At 56.7% G+C, this 15,118-nt stretch carries 16 protein-coding genes; 8 read left to right on the top strand and 8 right to left on the bottom strand.

The genetic code is table 11. From position 1 onward, the window contains the following. Positions 1-25: 25 nt before the first annotated feature. Entirely contained in the window at positions 26-679 is a 654-nt protein-coding gene (locus KPHS_33700; protein ID YP_005227670.1) for a protein phosphatase 1, read from the top strand. Here the strand turns inward: KPHS_33700 and KPHS_33690 are convergent. The 5 genes from KPHS_33690 to KPHS_33650 all read right to left on the bottom strand — a co-directional run bounded on the left by KPHS_33690 (position 676) and on the right by KPHS_33650 (position 6,762). Continuing rightward, the gene (locus tag KPHS_33690) at positions 676-867 is read right to left on the bottom strand and encodes a YebW family protein (protein ID YP_005227669.1); all 192 of its coding nucleotides are present in this window, start codon (positions 865-867) and stop codon (positions 676-678) included. The two genes, KPHS_33700 and KPHS_33690, sit on opposite strands and share 4 nt — an antisense overlap. Before the next feature lie 97 nt (positions 868-964). After that, the gene (locus KPHS_33680; protein YP_005227668.1) at positions 965-1,273 is read right to left on the bottom strand and encodes a YebV family protein; all 309 of its coding nucleotides are present in this window, start codon (positions 1,271-1,273) and stop codon (positions 965-967) included. Positions 1,274-1,319: 46 nt separating this feature from the next. After that, complete coding sequence (locus KPHS_33670; protein ID YP_005227667.1) at positions 1,320-2,753, bottom strand: putative methyltransferase; 1,434 nt, start codon at positions 2,751-2,753, stop codon at positions 1,320-1,322. A 123-nt stretch (positions 2,754-2,876) separates the two neighbouring features. Further along, positions 2,877-5,510, bottom strand: coding sequence for a PqiB family protein (locus KPHS_33660; protein YP_005227666.1), 2,634 nt, complete (start codon positions 5,508-5,510; stop codon positions 2,877-2,879). Then, entirely contained in the window at positions 5,479-6,762 is a 1,284-nt protein-coding gene (locus tag KPHS_33650; protein ID YP_005227665.1) for a membrane integrity lipid transport subunit YebS, read from the bottom strand. Before KPHS_33650 ends, KPHS_33660 begins: the two co-directional genes overlap by 32 nt. Before the next feature lie 132 nt (positions 6,763-6,894). Between KPHS_33650 and KPHS_33640 the strand changes: the two genes are divergently transcribed. The 4 genes from KPHS_33640 (at position 6,895) to KPHS_33610 (ending at position 11,354) form a co-directional block, all read left to right on the top strand. After that, on the top strand, positions 6,895-7,407 hold the full coding sequence (locus KPHS_33640; protein YP_005227664.1) for a GAF domain-containing protein: 513 nt from the start codon (positions 6,895-6,897) through the stop codon (positions 7,405-7,407). A gap of 81 nt (positions 7,408-7,488) precedes the next feature. After that, positions 7,489-8,166 carry a ProP effector protein gene (locus KPHS_33630; RefSeq protein YP_005227663.1) on the top strand — a complete coding sequence of 226 codons (678 nt, stop codon included), beginning with the start codon at positions 7,489-7,491 and terminating at the stop codon, positions 8,164-8,166. A 19-nt stretch (positions 8,167-8,185) separates the two neighbouring features. Continuing rightward, positions 8,186-10,234, top strand: a complete 2,049-nt coding sequence (locus tag KPHS_33620; protein YP_005227662.1) for a carboxy-terminal protease — start codon at positions 8,186-8,188, stop codon at positions 10,232-10,234. Between the two features lie 235 nt (positions 10,235-10,469). Next, positions 10,470-11,354, top strand: coding sequence for a heat shock protein HtpX (locus KPHS_33610; protein YP_005227661.1), 885 nt, complete (start codon positions 10,470-10,472; stop codon positions 11,352-11,354). A gap of 65 nt (positions 11,355-11,419) precedes the next feature. Here KPHS_33610 and KPHS_33600 read toward each other — a convergent pair whose 3' ends face one another. Then, on the bottom strand, positions 11,420-12,841 hold the full coding sequence (locus KPHS_33600; RefSeq protein YP_005227660.1) for a putative transport protein: 1,422 nt from the start codon (positions 12,839-12,841) through the stop codon (positions 11,420-11,422). Positions 12,842-12,967: 126 nt separating this feature from the next. Here KPHS_33600 and KPHS_33590 point away from each other — a divergent pair, with 126 nt between their 5' ends. Continuing rightward, a complete protein-coding gene (locus KPHS_33590; protein YP_005227659.1) occupies positions 12,968-13,759 on the top strand; it encodes an IclR family transcriptional regulator in 792 nt (263 codons plus the stop codon). Positions 13,760-13,815: 56 nt separating this feature from the next. Here KPHS_33590 and KPHS_33580 read toward each other — a convergent pair whose 3' ends face one another. Beyond that, complete coding sequence (locus KPHS_33580; protein ID YP_005227658.1) at positions 13,816-14,055, bottom strand: putative outer membrane or exported; 240 nt, start codon at positions 14,053-14,055, stop codon at positions 13,816-13,818. A gap of 180 nt (positions 14,056-14,235) precedes the next feature. Continuing rightward, positions 14,236-14,472, bottom strand: coding sequence for a hypothetical protein (locus tag KPHS_33570; protein ID YP_005227657.1), 237 nt, complete (start codon positions 14,470-14,472; stop codon positions 14,236-14,238). Between KPHS_33570 and KPHS_33560 the strand changes: the two genes are divergently transcribed. Together KPHS_33560 and KPHS_33550 are read left to right on the top strand one after the other, a co-directional pair. Next, positions 14,433-14,723, top strand: coding sequence for a YebO family protein (locus tag KPHS_33560; protein YP_005227656.1), 291 nt, complete (start codon positions 14,433-14,435; stop codon positions 14,721-14,723). The two genes, KPHS_33570 and KPHS_33560, sit on opposite strands and share 40 nt — an antisense overlap. A 26-nt stretch (positions 14,724-14,749) precedes the next feature. Next, positions 14,750-14,875: a succinate dehydrogenase gene (locus KPHS_33550; protein YP_005227655.1), complete on the top strand. Its 126-nt coding sequence runs from the start codon at positions 14,750-14,752 to the stop codon at positions 14,873-14,875. The last annotated feature ends 243 nt before the right edge of the window (positions 14,876-15,118 follow it).

Genomic DNA, 15,118 nt, shown 5'->3' with positions numbered 1-15,118 from the left:
ATAATTACCGCTGAGAGGTAATTATATGTATCAACGTATTAACGGCAGCGACTGGCGTAATATCTGGCTGATGGGCGATCTGCATGGCTGCTTTGTGCTGCTGATGAATCGCCTGCGTCAGTTGCGCTTTGATCCCTGGGCCGATCTGCTGATCTCGGTGGGCGATCTGATCGATCGCGGGCCGCAGAGCGCCGATTGTCTTGGCCTGTTGCGCTGTCGCTGGTTCAGGGCCGTTCGGGGGAATCATGAGCAGATGGCGCTGGAGGCGCTGGAGAGCGGAGATATGCGGCTCTGGCAGATGAACGGTGGCGACTGGTACGTCAAGGGCGATGCGCGGCAGCGGGCCGACGTCGATCGTCTGCTGGCGCACTGTCGGCGGCTACCGTTGATTATTGAAGTGCAATGCGGGAAAGCGCGGCATGTGATCGCCCACGCCGATTACCCGGCGCCGGTCTATCGCTGGCAGCAGCCGGTGGATCCCCAACGGGTACTATGGAGCCGCTATCGTCTGAGTGAACACCTGGCGGGGCGCCATGGCGCTATTGCCGGCGCGGACCATTTCTGGTTTGGCCATACGCCGCTTCAGGCGCGTTATGACCACGATAATCAACACTATATTGATACGGGCGCTGTGTTTGGTGGGACGCTGACGCTGGTGGCGCTGCAGTCGGTAGGCTAAAAGTCGCTGTATTCGCTGGCGGGTTGCCAGAAGCCATCAATAAAATCTTCTATCGGGTAGCAGCCACCGTGGCGGATTCGCTGATCCTCCATCGCCACTAAGCACTGCGTTTCCTCGCGGTAGACGTCAACCACAATGTCCTCGCAGCCGCCATCCAGATAGCAAATAAACAACACTAAGGCAAACATCCTGGCCTCATGCTCGGGTTCACATACTATTTAGTGTAGGGGATGACGGCGGGACGGGGAAATAAATAACCCGTCTCAGGCGACGGGTTCATTGGTGTCAGGCAAGGCGCATGACCCAGGCATCGGACTGGCGGTCGTAATGTTTACGGTAGAGAACGGAATGTTCGCCATTGAGAATCGCGGGCACGCTGGTGTCGGCATCCCAGGCGTCAAGCTGCATACATAAGTCTGGATCGGATTTGCAGGGTATGCTTAACGTTCGCTCACCCTGATGCTCACCGTGCAGTTCGGCATCGTCTATTTCGAACGCGCCGATGCGGACATTGGTTTTACTCATCGCTTCACCCCATTTTTCAGCTGAGTTGTGGTACGACCAGTTATGGCCGTTATTTTTCAGCGTAGTCAATGGGGCGAAAAGCGCCAGTCAAAAAGTGCGCATTTTTTGCGCGGCCTCACACCTTGCCGGCAAAAAGTTTTCCATCGCGCACCAGTTCGCGCGGATAGCTGTTCTTCAGTCGGGAGCCGACGCGCTTCGCCAGGCCCAGCGGAACGCCCTGGAAGGTCACAATGGTTTCATCCTGCCCAGGCGCGGTTTGCGGATAGACGTCGCGCCCGCGATACCATTCCTCCGCTTCCTCCTGCGACAGCTCGAAGGCGCGCTGCGGCGCGGCAAAGGCGATAACCGCCTCATGCTGCCAGCGGTACCCCTTATTGTGCAGTTCCGCCAGGCGCACGCCGATGCGAGAAAAGCGCACCTTGCCGAACAGGGGCTCCAAAGCCAGCGGAAACAGCCACAGCTCTTTATCCCGCTGCCACAGCGTATGGCCTGCGTCCCACTCCAGGCCAACAGCCCTGGCGGCGGCAGTTACCGCGGCGGCCTCCCGGTCCTTCAGCGGCGTAAACGGGAATTTACCGACCTTATAGCCTGGCGCCGGGAGCGGATCGATCGCCGCAGTTTTGCGCAACCTCGCGACAAAGAAGCCTTCGCAATCGTAAATTTGCGGAAAAACGTGCAGAAAACCTTCCGCGGTTAAGGCGTCGGCTGCGCCGGGAAACAACTCTCCCAGCGGCAGGATCTCCACCGCTTGCGGATAGCGGGACAGCAGCCACTCAATGACCGATTGATTTTCTTCACGATTCAGGGTGCAGGTGGAATACACCAGCGTCCCGCCAGGGCGCAGAGCATGGAAGGCGCTGTCGATAAGCTCGCGCTGAGTGGCGGCGATGTCGAGGTTGCTCTCCGGCGACCAGTTTTTCAGCGCGTCGGCGTCTTTACGTACAACCCCTTCGCCGGAGCAGGGGGCGTCAAGCAGGATGGCATCGAAGGTTTCGGGCAAGGCCGCGCCAAAAACCCGGCCGTCGAAGTGGGTCAGAGCGACGTTGCTGATGCCGCAGCGGCTGATGTTAGCATGCAGCACCTTCACCCGGCTGGCGGAGAATTCATTGGCGAGAATGCCGCCCGCGTTGCCCATTCGGGCTGCAATTTGGGTGGTTTTCGATCCCGGGGCGGCGGCAACGTCCATCACCCGTTCGGGCTGCCGGTTATCGGCGAACAGGGCGGCGACCGGCAGCATCGAACTGGCTTCCTGAATATAGAACAGTCCGCTGAGATGTTCGGCGGTACTGCCCAGCGGCAGCGCGTCGTCATCCTCTCGCTCGATCCAGAATCCCTCTGCGCACCAGGGCACCGGCGCGAGCTGCCAGCCGTAGGGGGCAACCAGAGAGAGGAAATCATCGACGCTAATCTTCAGCGTATTGACGCGAATACTGCGGCGTAGCGGGCGCTGACAGGCGGCGATAAAGTCGTCGAAAGAGAGATGCGCTGGCATCGCCGCGCGCATTTGAGCGAGAAACGCTTCAGGGAAATAGACAGTATTTTCAGCCACGGGCAGCGCACCACAGAAAAAAAGGGTGCGCAGTTTAGCACAAACGCCCCGGCGCGTGACACCGGGGCGTGCGGTTTACCCTCTCCCCGCGCCCGGCGTTGCCCGGGGCGGGAGAAGGGGGCATTACTGCGGCAGAGCGGTGCCCCACTCCCGCCACTCTTTCGGCTCGCTCTCCTGCAGCAGGAAGTGCTTGCCATCCTGGGCCTTCGGCGCCAGCGGCGTGCCCGGCGGCGTGGCAAAGGCGATCCCGCCGCGGATAAACTGATTGAAGGTACCGGTTTTCACCACCCCGCCAATCAGGCCGAAGTCGAGGCTGTAACCCGAGGCCAGCCAGAACACCGAGCTATTACGTACCAGGTACTGGTAGCGCTTACTGATGCGCAGCTTAACCATCACCCGGTCAGACATCGACCCCAGCGACAGTCCGGTAACCGTCCCGACTTCCAGTCCGCGGAACAGGACCGGCGTACCGATGCCAAGCGACCCCGCCTCCGGCGCTTCCACCACGATGTTCAGGCCGTCGATATAACGCGAATCGCTGATCGTCGTATCCTGGATCTCAAAATCGCGTCGTGCCGGGCCGCGGCCGGGCTCAACGTTGATGTAGGCCTGGAACAGGGTGTCGAGATGTTCCACGCCCGCGGCGGAGATTTGCGGAGTGATCACCGAGAAGCGGGTCCCGGCGCGGGCGAAGGTGCCGACGTATTCCGGATAGAGCACCGCTTTCGCCTGCACTTCGTTTTTGGCGGTGATTAGCTCCAGCGACTGGATTTGACCGATGTCGATGCCGAGATAACGAATCGGCATCCCGGCCGCCATCTTCCCGGCGTCGTACGCGTGCAGGGTGATTTGGCCGCCCACGGCGCGCGCCGCCGTTTCAGATGCATAAAGGATACGTTTGTTATTCAGCCGTGCTCCGGCGCTGCTGCCATTGAGGTTATCGAAACTGATCGCCCCTTTGATCGCGCGCGCCAGCGGCGAGGCCTGCACGGTGAGTCCGTTACCGTCAAGCTTGACCTTCGCACCGCCTTCCGCCCAGAAGACGCTGTTGTTGGTCAGCAGGTAGCGGTACTCCGGCTTGATATGCAGATCGATATCGAATGCATCCTTGCGCGGTTTGACGGCGATGATCTCGCCGACGGCGAATTTACGATACAGCACCACCGAGCCGGCCTGAACGTCAGGCAGCGTCTCAGCAGACAGGCTCAGGGTAGTGGTCGGCACTTCGCTCAGGCTATTTTCCTGCGCCTTTTCAAGGTTAGCGTACAGCGGATAGCTGCTTTGCATTTTGCCTTTTTCGCCGGGGATCACCCTGATCCCGCCGTTCACCCATTCGCTGGCGCTGGCGCCCAGCACCTGCACGCCGTCGAGCCCCACTTTGACGTCCAGACGACTGTTAACCACAAATTTGCTGTCGCCGTGAATTAGATCGCGGTATTCAGGGTCAATGGCAACCTGAAAGGTTACCCCTTTGGCCGTCAGTTTACGCTCCAGCACCTGGCCGACTTTTACTCCGTGCAGCACCAGCGGCTGACCGCCGTCGATGCCGTAGCTCTCCGGCGCCGAGAGAGTAACGGTGGCGACGTTGGGCTCATCCAGCAGCGCTTTATCCGCCGGCATTACCGAGAAGTGATTGCGTGGCTCGCCTTCGCCGGGCACCAGCTCAAAGGTATTGCCGGTGAGCAGGGTGCTAATGCTGGGGTTATCGAGGGAGAGCTTCGGCTTCTTCATCTGAATCAGCGTTTTCTCCCGCAGCAGCGTCACCACGCTCGGGTCGACGGTCATCTCGCCAGTAACTTTGCCGCCGGGGTTTAGATTCAGTTTGCTTAACTGGCCCACCTCCAGCCCCTGATACATGAGCGGCGTCGAGCCCGCTTTCAGTCCATCGCCATCAGGCAGATCGAGGGTCACTACCACGCCGCGCTGGCTATGCGCCAGATCTTCATACAGGTGATATTCATCGTTTTGCGAGGCGACATGCGAATCGGCGGGGGAGTCGAAGGCGATGGCGCCGTTCACCAGCGCGGACAGGTTCTCCAGTTGCACTTTGGCCCCGCTCAGGCCGACGTCGGCCTTGACGCCTGAGACGTTCCAGAAGCGGCTGCCTTTTTTCACCAGATTGGTAAACCGGCGCTCAATTAGCACATCGATGGTCACCCCCTGATTATTGGCATTCAGGGAATAGTCATACACCCGCCCGACCGGGATTTTTCGGAAGTAGACCAGCGAGCCGCTGTTCAGAGAGCCAAGATCCGGCGCCTGCAGGTGGATCATTAGCTCGCCGTTGTTGATGCGGTATTTAGGTTGGGTGTCGAGGGCGACAAAGTGATCTTCGGGTTCACCCTTGCCCGGCATCATGCCGATGTAGTTCCCGCCCACCAGCGCATCGAGGCCCGATACGCCGGCCAGAGAGGCTTTCGGCGTGACCAGCCAGAACTGGGTCTCTTTGCGCAGCGCATCTTTCATATCGCGTTTGATGCTGGCCGAAACCTCAATCTTACTCAGATCTTTACTGAGGCTAATATCCTGGACGGTGCCGACTTCAACCCCCTGATAGCGGATCGGCGTCCGTCCCGGCACGATGCCGTTCGCGGACTGGAAATCAATCGTAATCGTCGATCCGCGATCGTCAAAGCTGGTCCAGATTAGCCAGGCGGCAATCAGCAACGCGATGACCGGCAGCAGCCAGAATGGCGAAATACGGCGTTTGGTTTTTATTCTGGCTTCAGTCTGCGAAGCGGGCGTTTCCTGACTCATGTGCGTCCCAAAGTAAGCGGCTGTCCAGCCATTCAACTGCAAGAATAGTTAAAATTACCGCGCCGCCAAAGTAAACCGCAGCCGGCCCCATGGTGAAGGCGAGGAGCTGATCGCGATTTATTAGCGACATGGTGAGTGAGATAACAAACAGATCCAGCATCGACCAACGGCCAATCCAGGTGATTAGCCGCAGCAGCAGGATGCGGGTGCGCAATCCCTGCTCGCACTTGAATTGTATGCTGAGCAGCAGGGTAAATAACACTATAACTTTGGTGAATGGCACCAAAATACTGGCGATAAACACGACCCCGGCAATGGCGATATTGCTGCTGGCCAGGGAGATGATCCCCGAGAGGATCGTGTCGTCCTGGCGCGCGCCGTTGACGTAGATGATGGAGATTGGCAACAGGTTGGCCGGAAAGAGGAAAACCAGCGAGGCAATCAGCGCCGCCCAGCTGCGCTGCAGGCTCTGCGGTCGGCGATGATGCAGCGGCGTGTGGCAGCGTCGGCAGCGGCCGCGCGCGTCGCGATAGCCGGTGTAATGACAGCCGGTGCACACCTGCAGATTATTATCGGCGCGGGTCGCCGGACGCTCGGGATAGAAACGCTCCCATAGCTCTTCGACGTTCATATGAATAAGCGTCAGGATGCTCAACAACGTCAGGGAGATAAACGCCACCAGACCGATGCCCGGCTGCAGGAAGGCGTAATCCTGCACCTTGATGGAGGCGACGCCGATGCCCACCAGATAGATATCCAGCATCACCCACTCTTTAAGCTTGCCGAGCATCAGCAGCACCGGCCGCAGGTTCATCCCCAGCACATTGCCCAGCCAGAGATAGCTGATGGAGACCACCAGCAGCACCGGGGCGACCACCGCGCAAAACAGTACCATGGCGGCGGTAATCGGATCGCCCTGCGCGGTCATCTGCCAGATCCCCTGCAGGACGTTGGCGTCGATGCGTACGCCCAACAGATGCAGGCGCAGCAGAGGTTCAGACCAGGCGAAAGGCATGAGCAATAGCATCGCGAGGGCCATGCTGCCCAGGCGGGTCAGCGACCAGTCGCGACCATCGCGCACCTTCGCGTTACAGCGCGGACACCAGGCGCTTTGGTTGCGTTTGAGCACCGGTAAGCGGAAGAGCATGTCACACTGCGTACAGCGCTGATAATGCGCATAGGGAAGCGGCGTGCTGACGGTATGCACGACCATCTTTTTCGCAGGTTTGAGGGTGGGTGTTTTTATCGGCATTTATTACGTACAGGAATGAATGTATCTCACTATCTTAACCTATGAATGAATTCATCTTGAGCCCAAGCGCATTTAATGCTTATTTTAGTAGGCTGTACGTATCAGGCAGTAAGACAACAAAGTGAAGATATAATGAGCAAAACAGAATTTTACGCGGATCTGAACCGCGATTTCCAGGCATTAATGGCAGGTGAAACCAGTTTTCTGGCGATGATCGCCAATACCAGCGCGCTGCTGTTCGAGCGGCTGAGCGAGGTCAACTGGGCCGGTTTCTACCTTCTGGAAGGCGATACCCTGGTGTTGGGACCGTTCCAGGGCAAACTGGCCTGCGTGCGGATCCCGGTCGGGCGAGGCGTATGCGGCGCGGCGGTGGCGCAGGCTCAGGTCCAGCGTGTCGAGGACGTCCACGCCTTTGACGGCCACATTGCCTGTGATGCCGCCAGTAATTCGGAAATTGTCTTCCCTCTGCGCGTGAATGGCCAGATTATCGGCGTGCTGGATATCGATAGTCCGGCTTACGGGCGCTTCACCGCTGAAGATGAGCAGGGGTTGCGCACGCTGGTCGAGCATCTGGAAAAACTCATTGCGGCCACGGATTATCAAAAATCTTTACCCGTGTCGTGGGATAATCAACGGATAACGTAGCATTTAGCGAGGACGTCATTATAATGTCGCCTGTTCATGCCTGCGGCTTGTTGGCTACGTCCGTTGTAATCAGGAAATTTCATGGAAAATCAACCTAAGTTGAATAGCAGTAAAGAAGTTATCGCCTTTCTGGCCGAACGTTTCCCGCAGTGCTTTAGCGCTGAAGGTGAAGCGCGCCCCCTGAAAATCGGAATTTTTCAGGATCTCGTTGAGCGAGTGGGTGGTGAGATGAATCTCAGCAAGACCCAGCTTCGCGCTGCATTACGTCTCTACACGTCCAGCTGGCGTTATCTGTACGGCGTAAAAGCCGGCGCTATTCGCGTTGACCTGGATGGCAATCCGTGCGGCGAACTGGAAGAGCAGCACATTGCCCATGCGCGTCAGCAGCTGGAAGAAGCGAAAGCTCGCGTTCAGGCGCAGCGCGCAGCCCAGCAGGCGAAAAAACGCGAAGCCGCTGCGGCCGCAGGCCAGCAGGATGAAGGCGTTCGCCGCGAGCGTAAACCGCGTCCTCAGCAGCCGCGTCGTAAAGAAGGCGCTGAACAGCGTAAACCGCGTCCTGTTGCGGCCAAAGCCCCGCGTGAAGAGCGTCTTACTCCGGTATCGGATGTTTCCGTTCTGACCGTCGGCCAGGCGCTGAAGGTAAAAGCAGGCAATAACGCCATGGACGCCACCGTTCTGGAAATCACCAAAGATGGCGTTCGTGTACAGCTGACTTCTGGTATGTCAATGATTGTACGCGCAGAACACCTGGTGTTCTGAAACGGAGGCCGGGCCAGGCATGAACACATTTTTTAAAATCACCGCGCTTGCGGGCCTGCTGGCAATAGCAGGCCATGCATTCGCTGTTGATGACATAACCCGCGCAGATCAAATCCCCGTGCTGAAAGAAGAGCCGCAGCACGCGACGGTAAGCGAGCGCGTGACGTCGCGCTTTACCCGCTCTCATTACCGTCAGTTTGATCTCGACAACGCCTTCTCGGCAAAGATTTTTGACCGTTACCTGAACCTGCTGGACTACAGCCACAATGTGCTGCTGGCCAGCGATGTGGCGAAGTTTGCGGCTAAAAAAGACCAAATTGGCGATGAGCTGCGCAGCGGGAAACTGGACGTCTTTTACGACCTCTACAACCTGGGGCAGCAGCGCCGCTTCGAGCGCTATCAGTATGCGCTGAAGGTGCTTGAACGTCCGATGGACTTTACCGGCAATGATAATTTCAACCTTGACCGCTCCAAAGCGCCGTGGCCAAAAGACGAGGCCGAGCTGAACAAGCTGTGGGACGCTAAGGTTAAGTTTGACCAGTTAAGCCTGAAGCTGGCGGGTAAAGACGATAAAGAGATCCGCGACACCTTAACCCGTCGCTATAAGTTTGCTATCCGTCGCCTGGCGCAAACCAACAGCGAAGATGTCTTCTCGCTGGCGATGACCGCCTTCGCTCGCGAAATCGATCCGCACACAAATTATCTGTCGCCGCGTAATACCGAGCAGTTCAACACCGAAATGAGCCTCTCACTCGAGGGGATCGGCGCCGTGCTGCAGATGGATGATGACTATACCGTCATTAATTCGCTGGTGGCGGGCGGTCCAGCCGCGAAAAGCAAAGCGATCAGCGTCGGCGATCGCATCGTTGGCGTTGGCCAGACCGGGAAGTCGATGGTTGATGTCATCGGCTGGCGTCTGGATGACGTCGTGGCGCTGATTAAAGGGCCGAAGGGCAGCAAGGTTCGTCTTGAAATCCTGCCGGCCGGTAAAGGAGCCAAGACGCGTATTGTAACGCTGACCCGCGAGCGCATTCGTCTGGAAGACCGTGCGGTGAAGATGTCGGTGAAAACCGTCGGGAAAGAAAAAGTCGGCGTGCTGGATATTCCAGGCTTTTACGTTGGCCTGACCGATGACGTGAAAGTGCAGCTGCAGAAGCTGGAAAAACAGAACGTCAGCAGCATCATCATTGACCTGCGCAGCAACGGCGGCGGAGCGCTGACAGAGGCGGTATCGCTCTCGGGTCTGTTTATTCCGTCCGGTCCGGTGGTGCAGGTGCGGGATAATAATGGTAAAGTGCGCGAAGACAGCGACAACGATGGCGTGGTTTATTACAAAGGGCCGCTGGTGGTGCTGGTTGACCGCTTTAGCGCCTCGGCGTCTGAGATCTTCGCCGCAGCGATGCAGGACTATGGCCGCGCGCTGATCGTTGGCGAACCGACCTTCGGTAAAGGGACGGTACAGCAGTATCGCTCGTTGAATCGTATTTACGATCAAATGCTGCGTCCGGAGTGGCCGGCGTTGGGTTCCGTCCAGTACACCATCCAGAAGTTCTATCGTATTAACGGCGGCAGTACGCAGCGCAAAGGCGTGACGCCGGATATCATGATGCCAACCGGCAATGAAGATCGCGAAACCGGCGAGCAGTATGAAGACAACGCGCTGCCGTGGGATAGCATCAACGCGGCCACCTATGTGAAGTCCGGGGATCTGACCCCGTTTGGACCGGAGCTGCTCAAGCGCCACGACGAGCGTATTGCGCAGGATCCTGAATTCCAGTACATCATGAAGGATATTGCCCGTTATAACGCGATGAAGGACAAACGTAACATCGTCTCTCTGAACTACGCCCAGCGTGAGAAAGAGAACGAAGAAGATGATGCGATTCGTCTGGCGCGGATTAACGATCGCCTGAAACGCGAAGGCAAGCCGCCGCTGAAAAAACTGGACGATCTGCCGAAGGATTACCAGGAGCCGGATCCGTATCTTGATGAAACGGTCCATATCGCGGTAGACCTGGCGCATCTGGAAAAAGCGCGCCCGGCGGTGGAACCGCCGGCCAGCAAATAAGTTGCTAACGGGCACCCTGAGAGGTGCCCGTTTTTTTTGTGCGCGTTGTCATCGCCATTCAGCTCATCTAACAAAATGTCAACCTGCGCTGCCGCTGTCAGCAAGATGCTACAAAATGTAAAGTTGTGTTTTTATCGTGACTTAGCGGGGGCTGATGGTTGAAAATTGCAGCCTGACCCATACGATGTGGGTAATCGCATAGTGCGTTTTGTTAAATTGAGGTAAAAAGAAAATTATGATGCGAATCGCGCTTTTCCTGCTGACGAACCTGGCAGTGATGGTCGTGTTCGGGCTGGTGTTAAGCCTCACGGGGATCCAATCCAGCAGCATGACCGGTCTTCTGATTATGGCCCTGCTGTTCGGCTTCGGTGGTTCTATCGTTTCGCTGATGATGTCGAAGTGGATGGCGCTGAAGTCAGTGGGTGGGGAAGTGATCGAGCAGCCGCGCAACGAAACGGAACGCTGGCTGATGAATACCGTTGCGCAGCAGGCGCAGCAGGTAGGTATTGCCATGCCGCAGGTAGCTATCTATCACGCGCCTGACATTAACGCCTTCGCCACCGGCGCGCGTCGTGACGCCTCGCTGGTCGCCGTCAGCACCGGGCTGTTGCAAAACATGAGCCGTGATGAAGCGGAAGCGGTCATTGCCCATGAAATCAGCCACATCGCCAATGGCGATATGGTTACCATGACCCTGATCCAGGGGGTGGTGAACACCTTCGTTATCTTTATCTCCCGCGTTATCGCGCAGATTGCGGCCGGTTTCCTCGGCGGCAACCGGGAAGATGAAGGGGAGAGCAGCAATGGCAACCCGCTGATCTACTTCGCGGTCGCTACGGTGCTTGAGCTGGTGTTCGGTATTCTGGCCAGCATAATCACCATGTGGTTCTCGCGTTACCGTGAGTTCCATGCTGACGCCGGCTCGGCGCGTCTGGTAGGCCGCGAGAAGATGATTGCAGCCCTGCAGCGTCTGAAAACCAGCTATGAGCCGCAGGAAGCCAGCAGCATGATGGCGTTCTGCATTAACGGTAAAGCGAAATCCATGAGCGAACTGTTTATGACTCACCCGCCGCTGGATAAGCGTATTGAAGCCCTGCGTAGCGGTGAATATCTGAAATAATCCATCTTCTGACGCTGAAAACGACAATCCGCAGCCCGCAAGCTGCGGATTTTTTTTACCGTCCGTCAGGCTGCGCGCGGCTGAGTGACCCGCAGACCGCTAATTAGCGCGGCGACGATAGCCAGGGTGCCGGCCAGCAGCAGGGCGGTGTGGGTGCCGTTGTTACCGAGCAAATTGAATAGCAGCGCCACCAGCGCCGCGCCGGTGCTCTGTCCGAGCAGGCGAGCGGTGCCCAGCATGCCGCTGGCGCCGCCGCTACGATGGCTCGGAGCCGAGGCGACGATGGTATGGTTGTTCGGCGACTGAAACAGCCCGAAGCCGGCGCCGCACAGCGCCATGCGCCAGATGATATCCAGATCGGAGGGCGACGAGGGCAGCAGCGCCAGGCCGAACAGGCCGCAGGCCATAATCAGCAAACCGATAGCCCCCAGCAGCCCGGCATGACATTTCTCGATCAAATAGCCGGCCAGCGGCGCCATCACCATGGTCGCTAACGGCCACGGCGTTAGCAGCAGACCGGTCTCCACTTCGCTGCGCCCCATCATCGACTGCAGAAAAAAGGGCAGAGAGACCATCGCCAGCATCTGCGCGCAGAAGGAGCAGATGGAAGTGCAGATAGAGAGAGAAAAGAGTGGGATACGCAGCAGGTCGACCGGCAGCAGGGGGACGGGCATCGTGAGCTGGCGGCGAACGAAGAAGAACCCCACCACCAGCATAGCGGCGACCTCCGCCAGCACCAGCTGAGTGGACTGCCCCTGGGCGAAACCGCTCAGGGCGGTGATCAGCAGCCCGAAGGTAAGGGCGTTCATAATGGCGCTCGGCAGATCGAAGCGGATGATTTTGCTGCGCGCGCTGTTGGGCGGCAGAAAGCGCATGGCCAGAACAAAGGCGACGATGCCGAGAGGCACGTTAATTAAAAACAGCCATTGCCATGAGGCGAGGGAGAGGATCGCTGCGGCGATAGTCGGGCCTGCCGCCGAAGAGACGGCAACGACAAAGGAGTTAATGCCCATGCCGCGACCAAGAAAGCGCTGCGGATAAATCAGACGGATCAGCGCGGTGTTGACGCTCATCAGCGCGGCGCCGCCCAATCCCTGCGCGACGCGGGCGAAGGTTAGCATTTCGAGGCTACGCGACAGCGCGCAGGCCAGCGAGGTAAAGATAAACACCACCAGGCCTATCTTATAGATACGCCGATAGCCGACCATGTCGCCGAGGAAGGAGAGCGGCAGCAGGGCGATGACAATGGCGATTTGGTAGGCGTTAACGATCCAGATTGAAGCCGCCGGTGAGGCGTTGAGATCGCTGGCGATAGTCGGCAGCGCGACGTTGGCGATAGCCCCGTCAAGCACGGCCATGGTCAGCCCAAGCACGATGGTCAGAATGGCGCCATAGCGTTGCGGCAACGGCACGCCATCAGAAGAATTTTTATCCATGGTGAATATGAGTCTTAAATGAAACGGTTTTTTGAATGATGAGTTTAGCATTGATTAATTCGCAGTATGTCGCAGATTTGTAACGAAGTGGCAGAAGAATGATTGCGGCTCAGAGGCGGCGAATTTATAATAAAAACCGGTTCTAATTTTTATAAAACAGTTACGACGAGGTGATAAATGGCAGGTGCAGATTTGGATAAACAGCCAGATTCTGTCTCTTCGGTATTGAAGGTTTTCGGCATCCTACAGGCGCTGGGTGAAGAGCGTGAAATTGGCATTACCGAACTGTCCCAGCGCGTCATGATGTCGAAAAGCACCGTTTATCGCTTTTTACAGACCATGAAATCACTGGGCTATGTGGCACAGGAAGGAGAGTCTGAGAAATACTCTCTCACCCTCAAGCTGTTCGAACTGGGCGCGCGCGCGCTGCAGAACGTCGACCTGGTGCGCAGCGCCGATATTCAGATGCGCGAACTTTCGCGACTGACGAAAGAGACCATCCATCTTGGGGCGCTGGATGAAGACAGTATCGTCTACATCCATAAAATTGACTCGATGTATAACCTGCGGATGTACTCGCGTATTGGCCGCCGCAACCCGCTGTACAGTACCGCGATTGGCAAGGTGCTGCTGGCATGGCGCGATCGCAGCGAAGTGGAGCAGATCCTCGACGGCGTGGAGTATAAGCGCAGCACCGAGCGGACCATTACCAGCACCGAGGAGTTGCTAAAAGTGCTGGATGGCGTTCGCGAGCAGGGCTATGGCGAGGATAATGAGGAACAGGAAGAGGGGCTGCGCTGCATTGGCGTGCCGGTGTTTGACCGTTTCGGCGTGGTCATCGCCGGGCTGAGCATCTCTTTCCCAACGCTACGTTTCTCTGAAGAACGCTTGCATGAATACGTGGCGATGCTCCACCAGGCGGCGCGTAAGATTTCTGAACAAATGGGATACAACGACTATCCGTTCTGAGGCGGCGGATACCGGGTTGGCGACCGCGGCGCTACGTCGCGATCGCCGGTTCGATGTTAGCCGTTATCAACCACGGTTGTGCTTTTACGCAGCAGAGGGCAACTGCTGACGCCGATCACTCCGCTGTCGGAATGAACATAAAGTGCGGTGCTGACTCCGCGGGCGGTGAGGTATTGGCACTTAAGACCCAGACCGCCGACGTTTTCCTCACTGTGGAATAACACCCCATAACCGCTCAATAATACGCCAATCCATAAGATAGCCACCAAGATAATAGTACGAATGATTAATCGCATTGATGCCTCATTATTTGTATGATCCCTGGCGTGATTTTGACACGAACACGTTTTGAAACAAGTCGATGATTCCTAAACTTACCTTTCGTAATACAGTTAGCCGCGGTTTAAGAAGGCCGTGCTATCCTGGCGACATTGCGTACTGATGCGGAGAGTGGAGTGAAAAAATTACGGTGGGTTTTACTGATAGTCATCATAGCAGGCTGCCTGTTGCTGTGGACTCAGATGCTTAACGTAATGTGCGACCAGGATGTTCAGTTTTTCAGCGGCATTTGCACTATTAATAAATTTATTCCGTGGTAAGACATTTTTCTGCCGACTGATTTCCTTCTGCGCCGCGGGTGGTAGAATGAACGCCTTCTCTTTGAGGTGGTGAAATGAGTGAGTTACTAAATCCTGGGATTTTAAATCTGGCATCGCTGGCTGTGTCCGTGGCGCTGCTGCTTGTTGGTCTGTTGTTATGGTTCTTCGTCAACCGCGCCAGTTCGCGGGCGAATGAGCAGATAGAGCTGCTGCAAGCGCTGCTGGATCAGCAAAAGCGGCAGAATGCGCTGTTACGTCGCCTGTGCGAAGCTAATGCGCCAGAGAAAGAGGATGTGGCTGAGCCGACCGTCGCCGGCAAGGCGAAAGGGGAGGATGAGTTTATCCGCCTGGTAGCTGAACGTTAAGGCGCCCGACAGGTGTGCATCATAAGATGCGCACCTGCATGATAGCGGGCGGTAATATCTTATTCTTATTCCATTATTCCTTTCTTAGTGCAATATCCTCTTTATTACACGCTGTAAATAAAGTCATTCTCGCCGCGTTTATTGTTGGGTAACGTGACACTGTCATCTTTTTTTCATTATTAAGGTGCAGAATTAGCACTATTTTTAGCGTGACGACTAACAGGTTTTATTATCACTACACTGGCACGGCTTAGCGATTTTTAGTCTGGAGTTATAACGAATTATGCGCATCAATATTCACCGTTGCCCACCAGACGCTTACATCACAGCAGTTCGTGTACGGACATACCTGGACGAAGCGAAGTTGTTGAGCTATGGTAAAAAAGTTGCAGTAA

It is taken from the genome of Klebsiella pneumoniae subsp. pneumoniae HS11286 (assembly GCF_000240185.1).
Lineage (GTDB): Bacteria > Pseudomonadota > Gammaproteobacteria > Enterobacterales > Enterobacteriaceae > Klebsiella > Klebsiella pneumoniae.
Note: the sequence above shows the minus strand (reverse complement) of the source record. Positions and strands in the feature narration are given on the sequence as shown.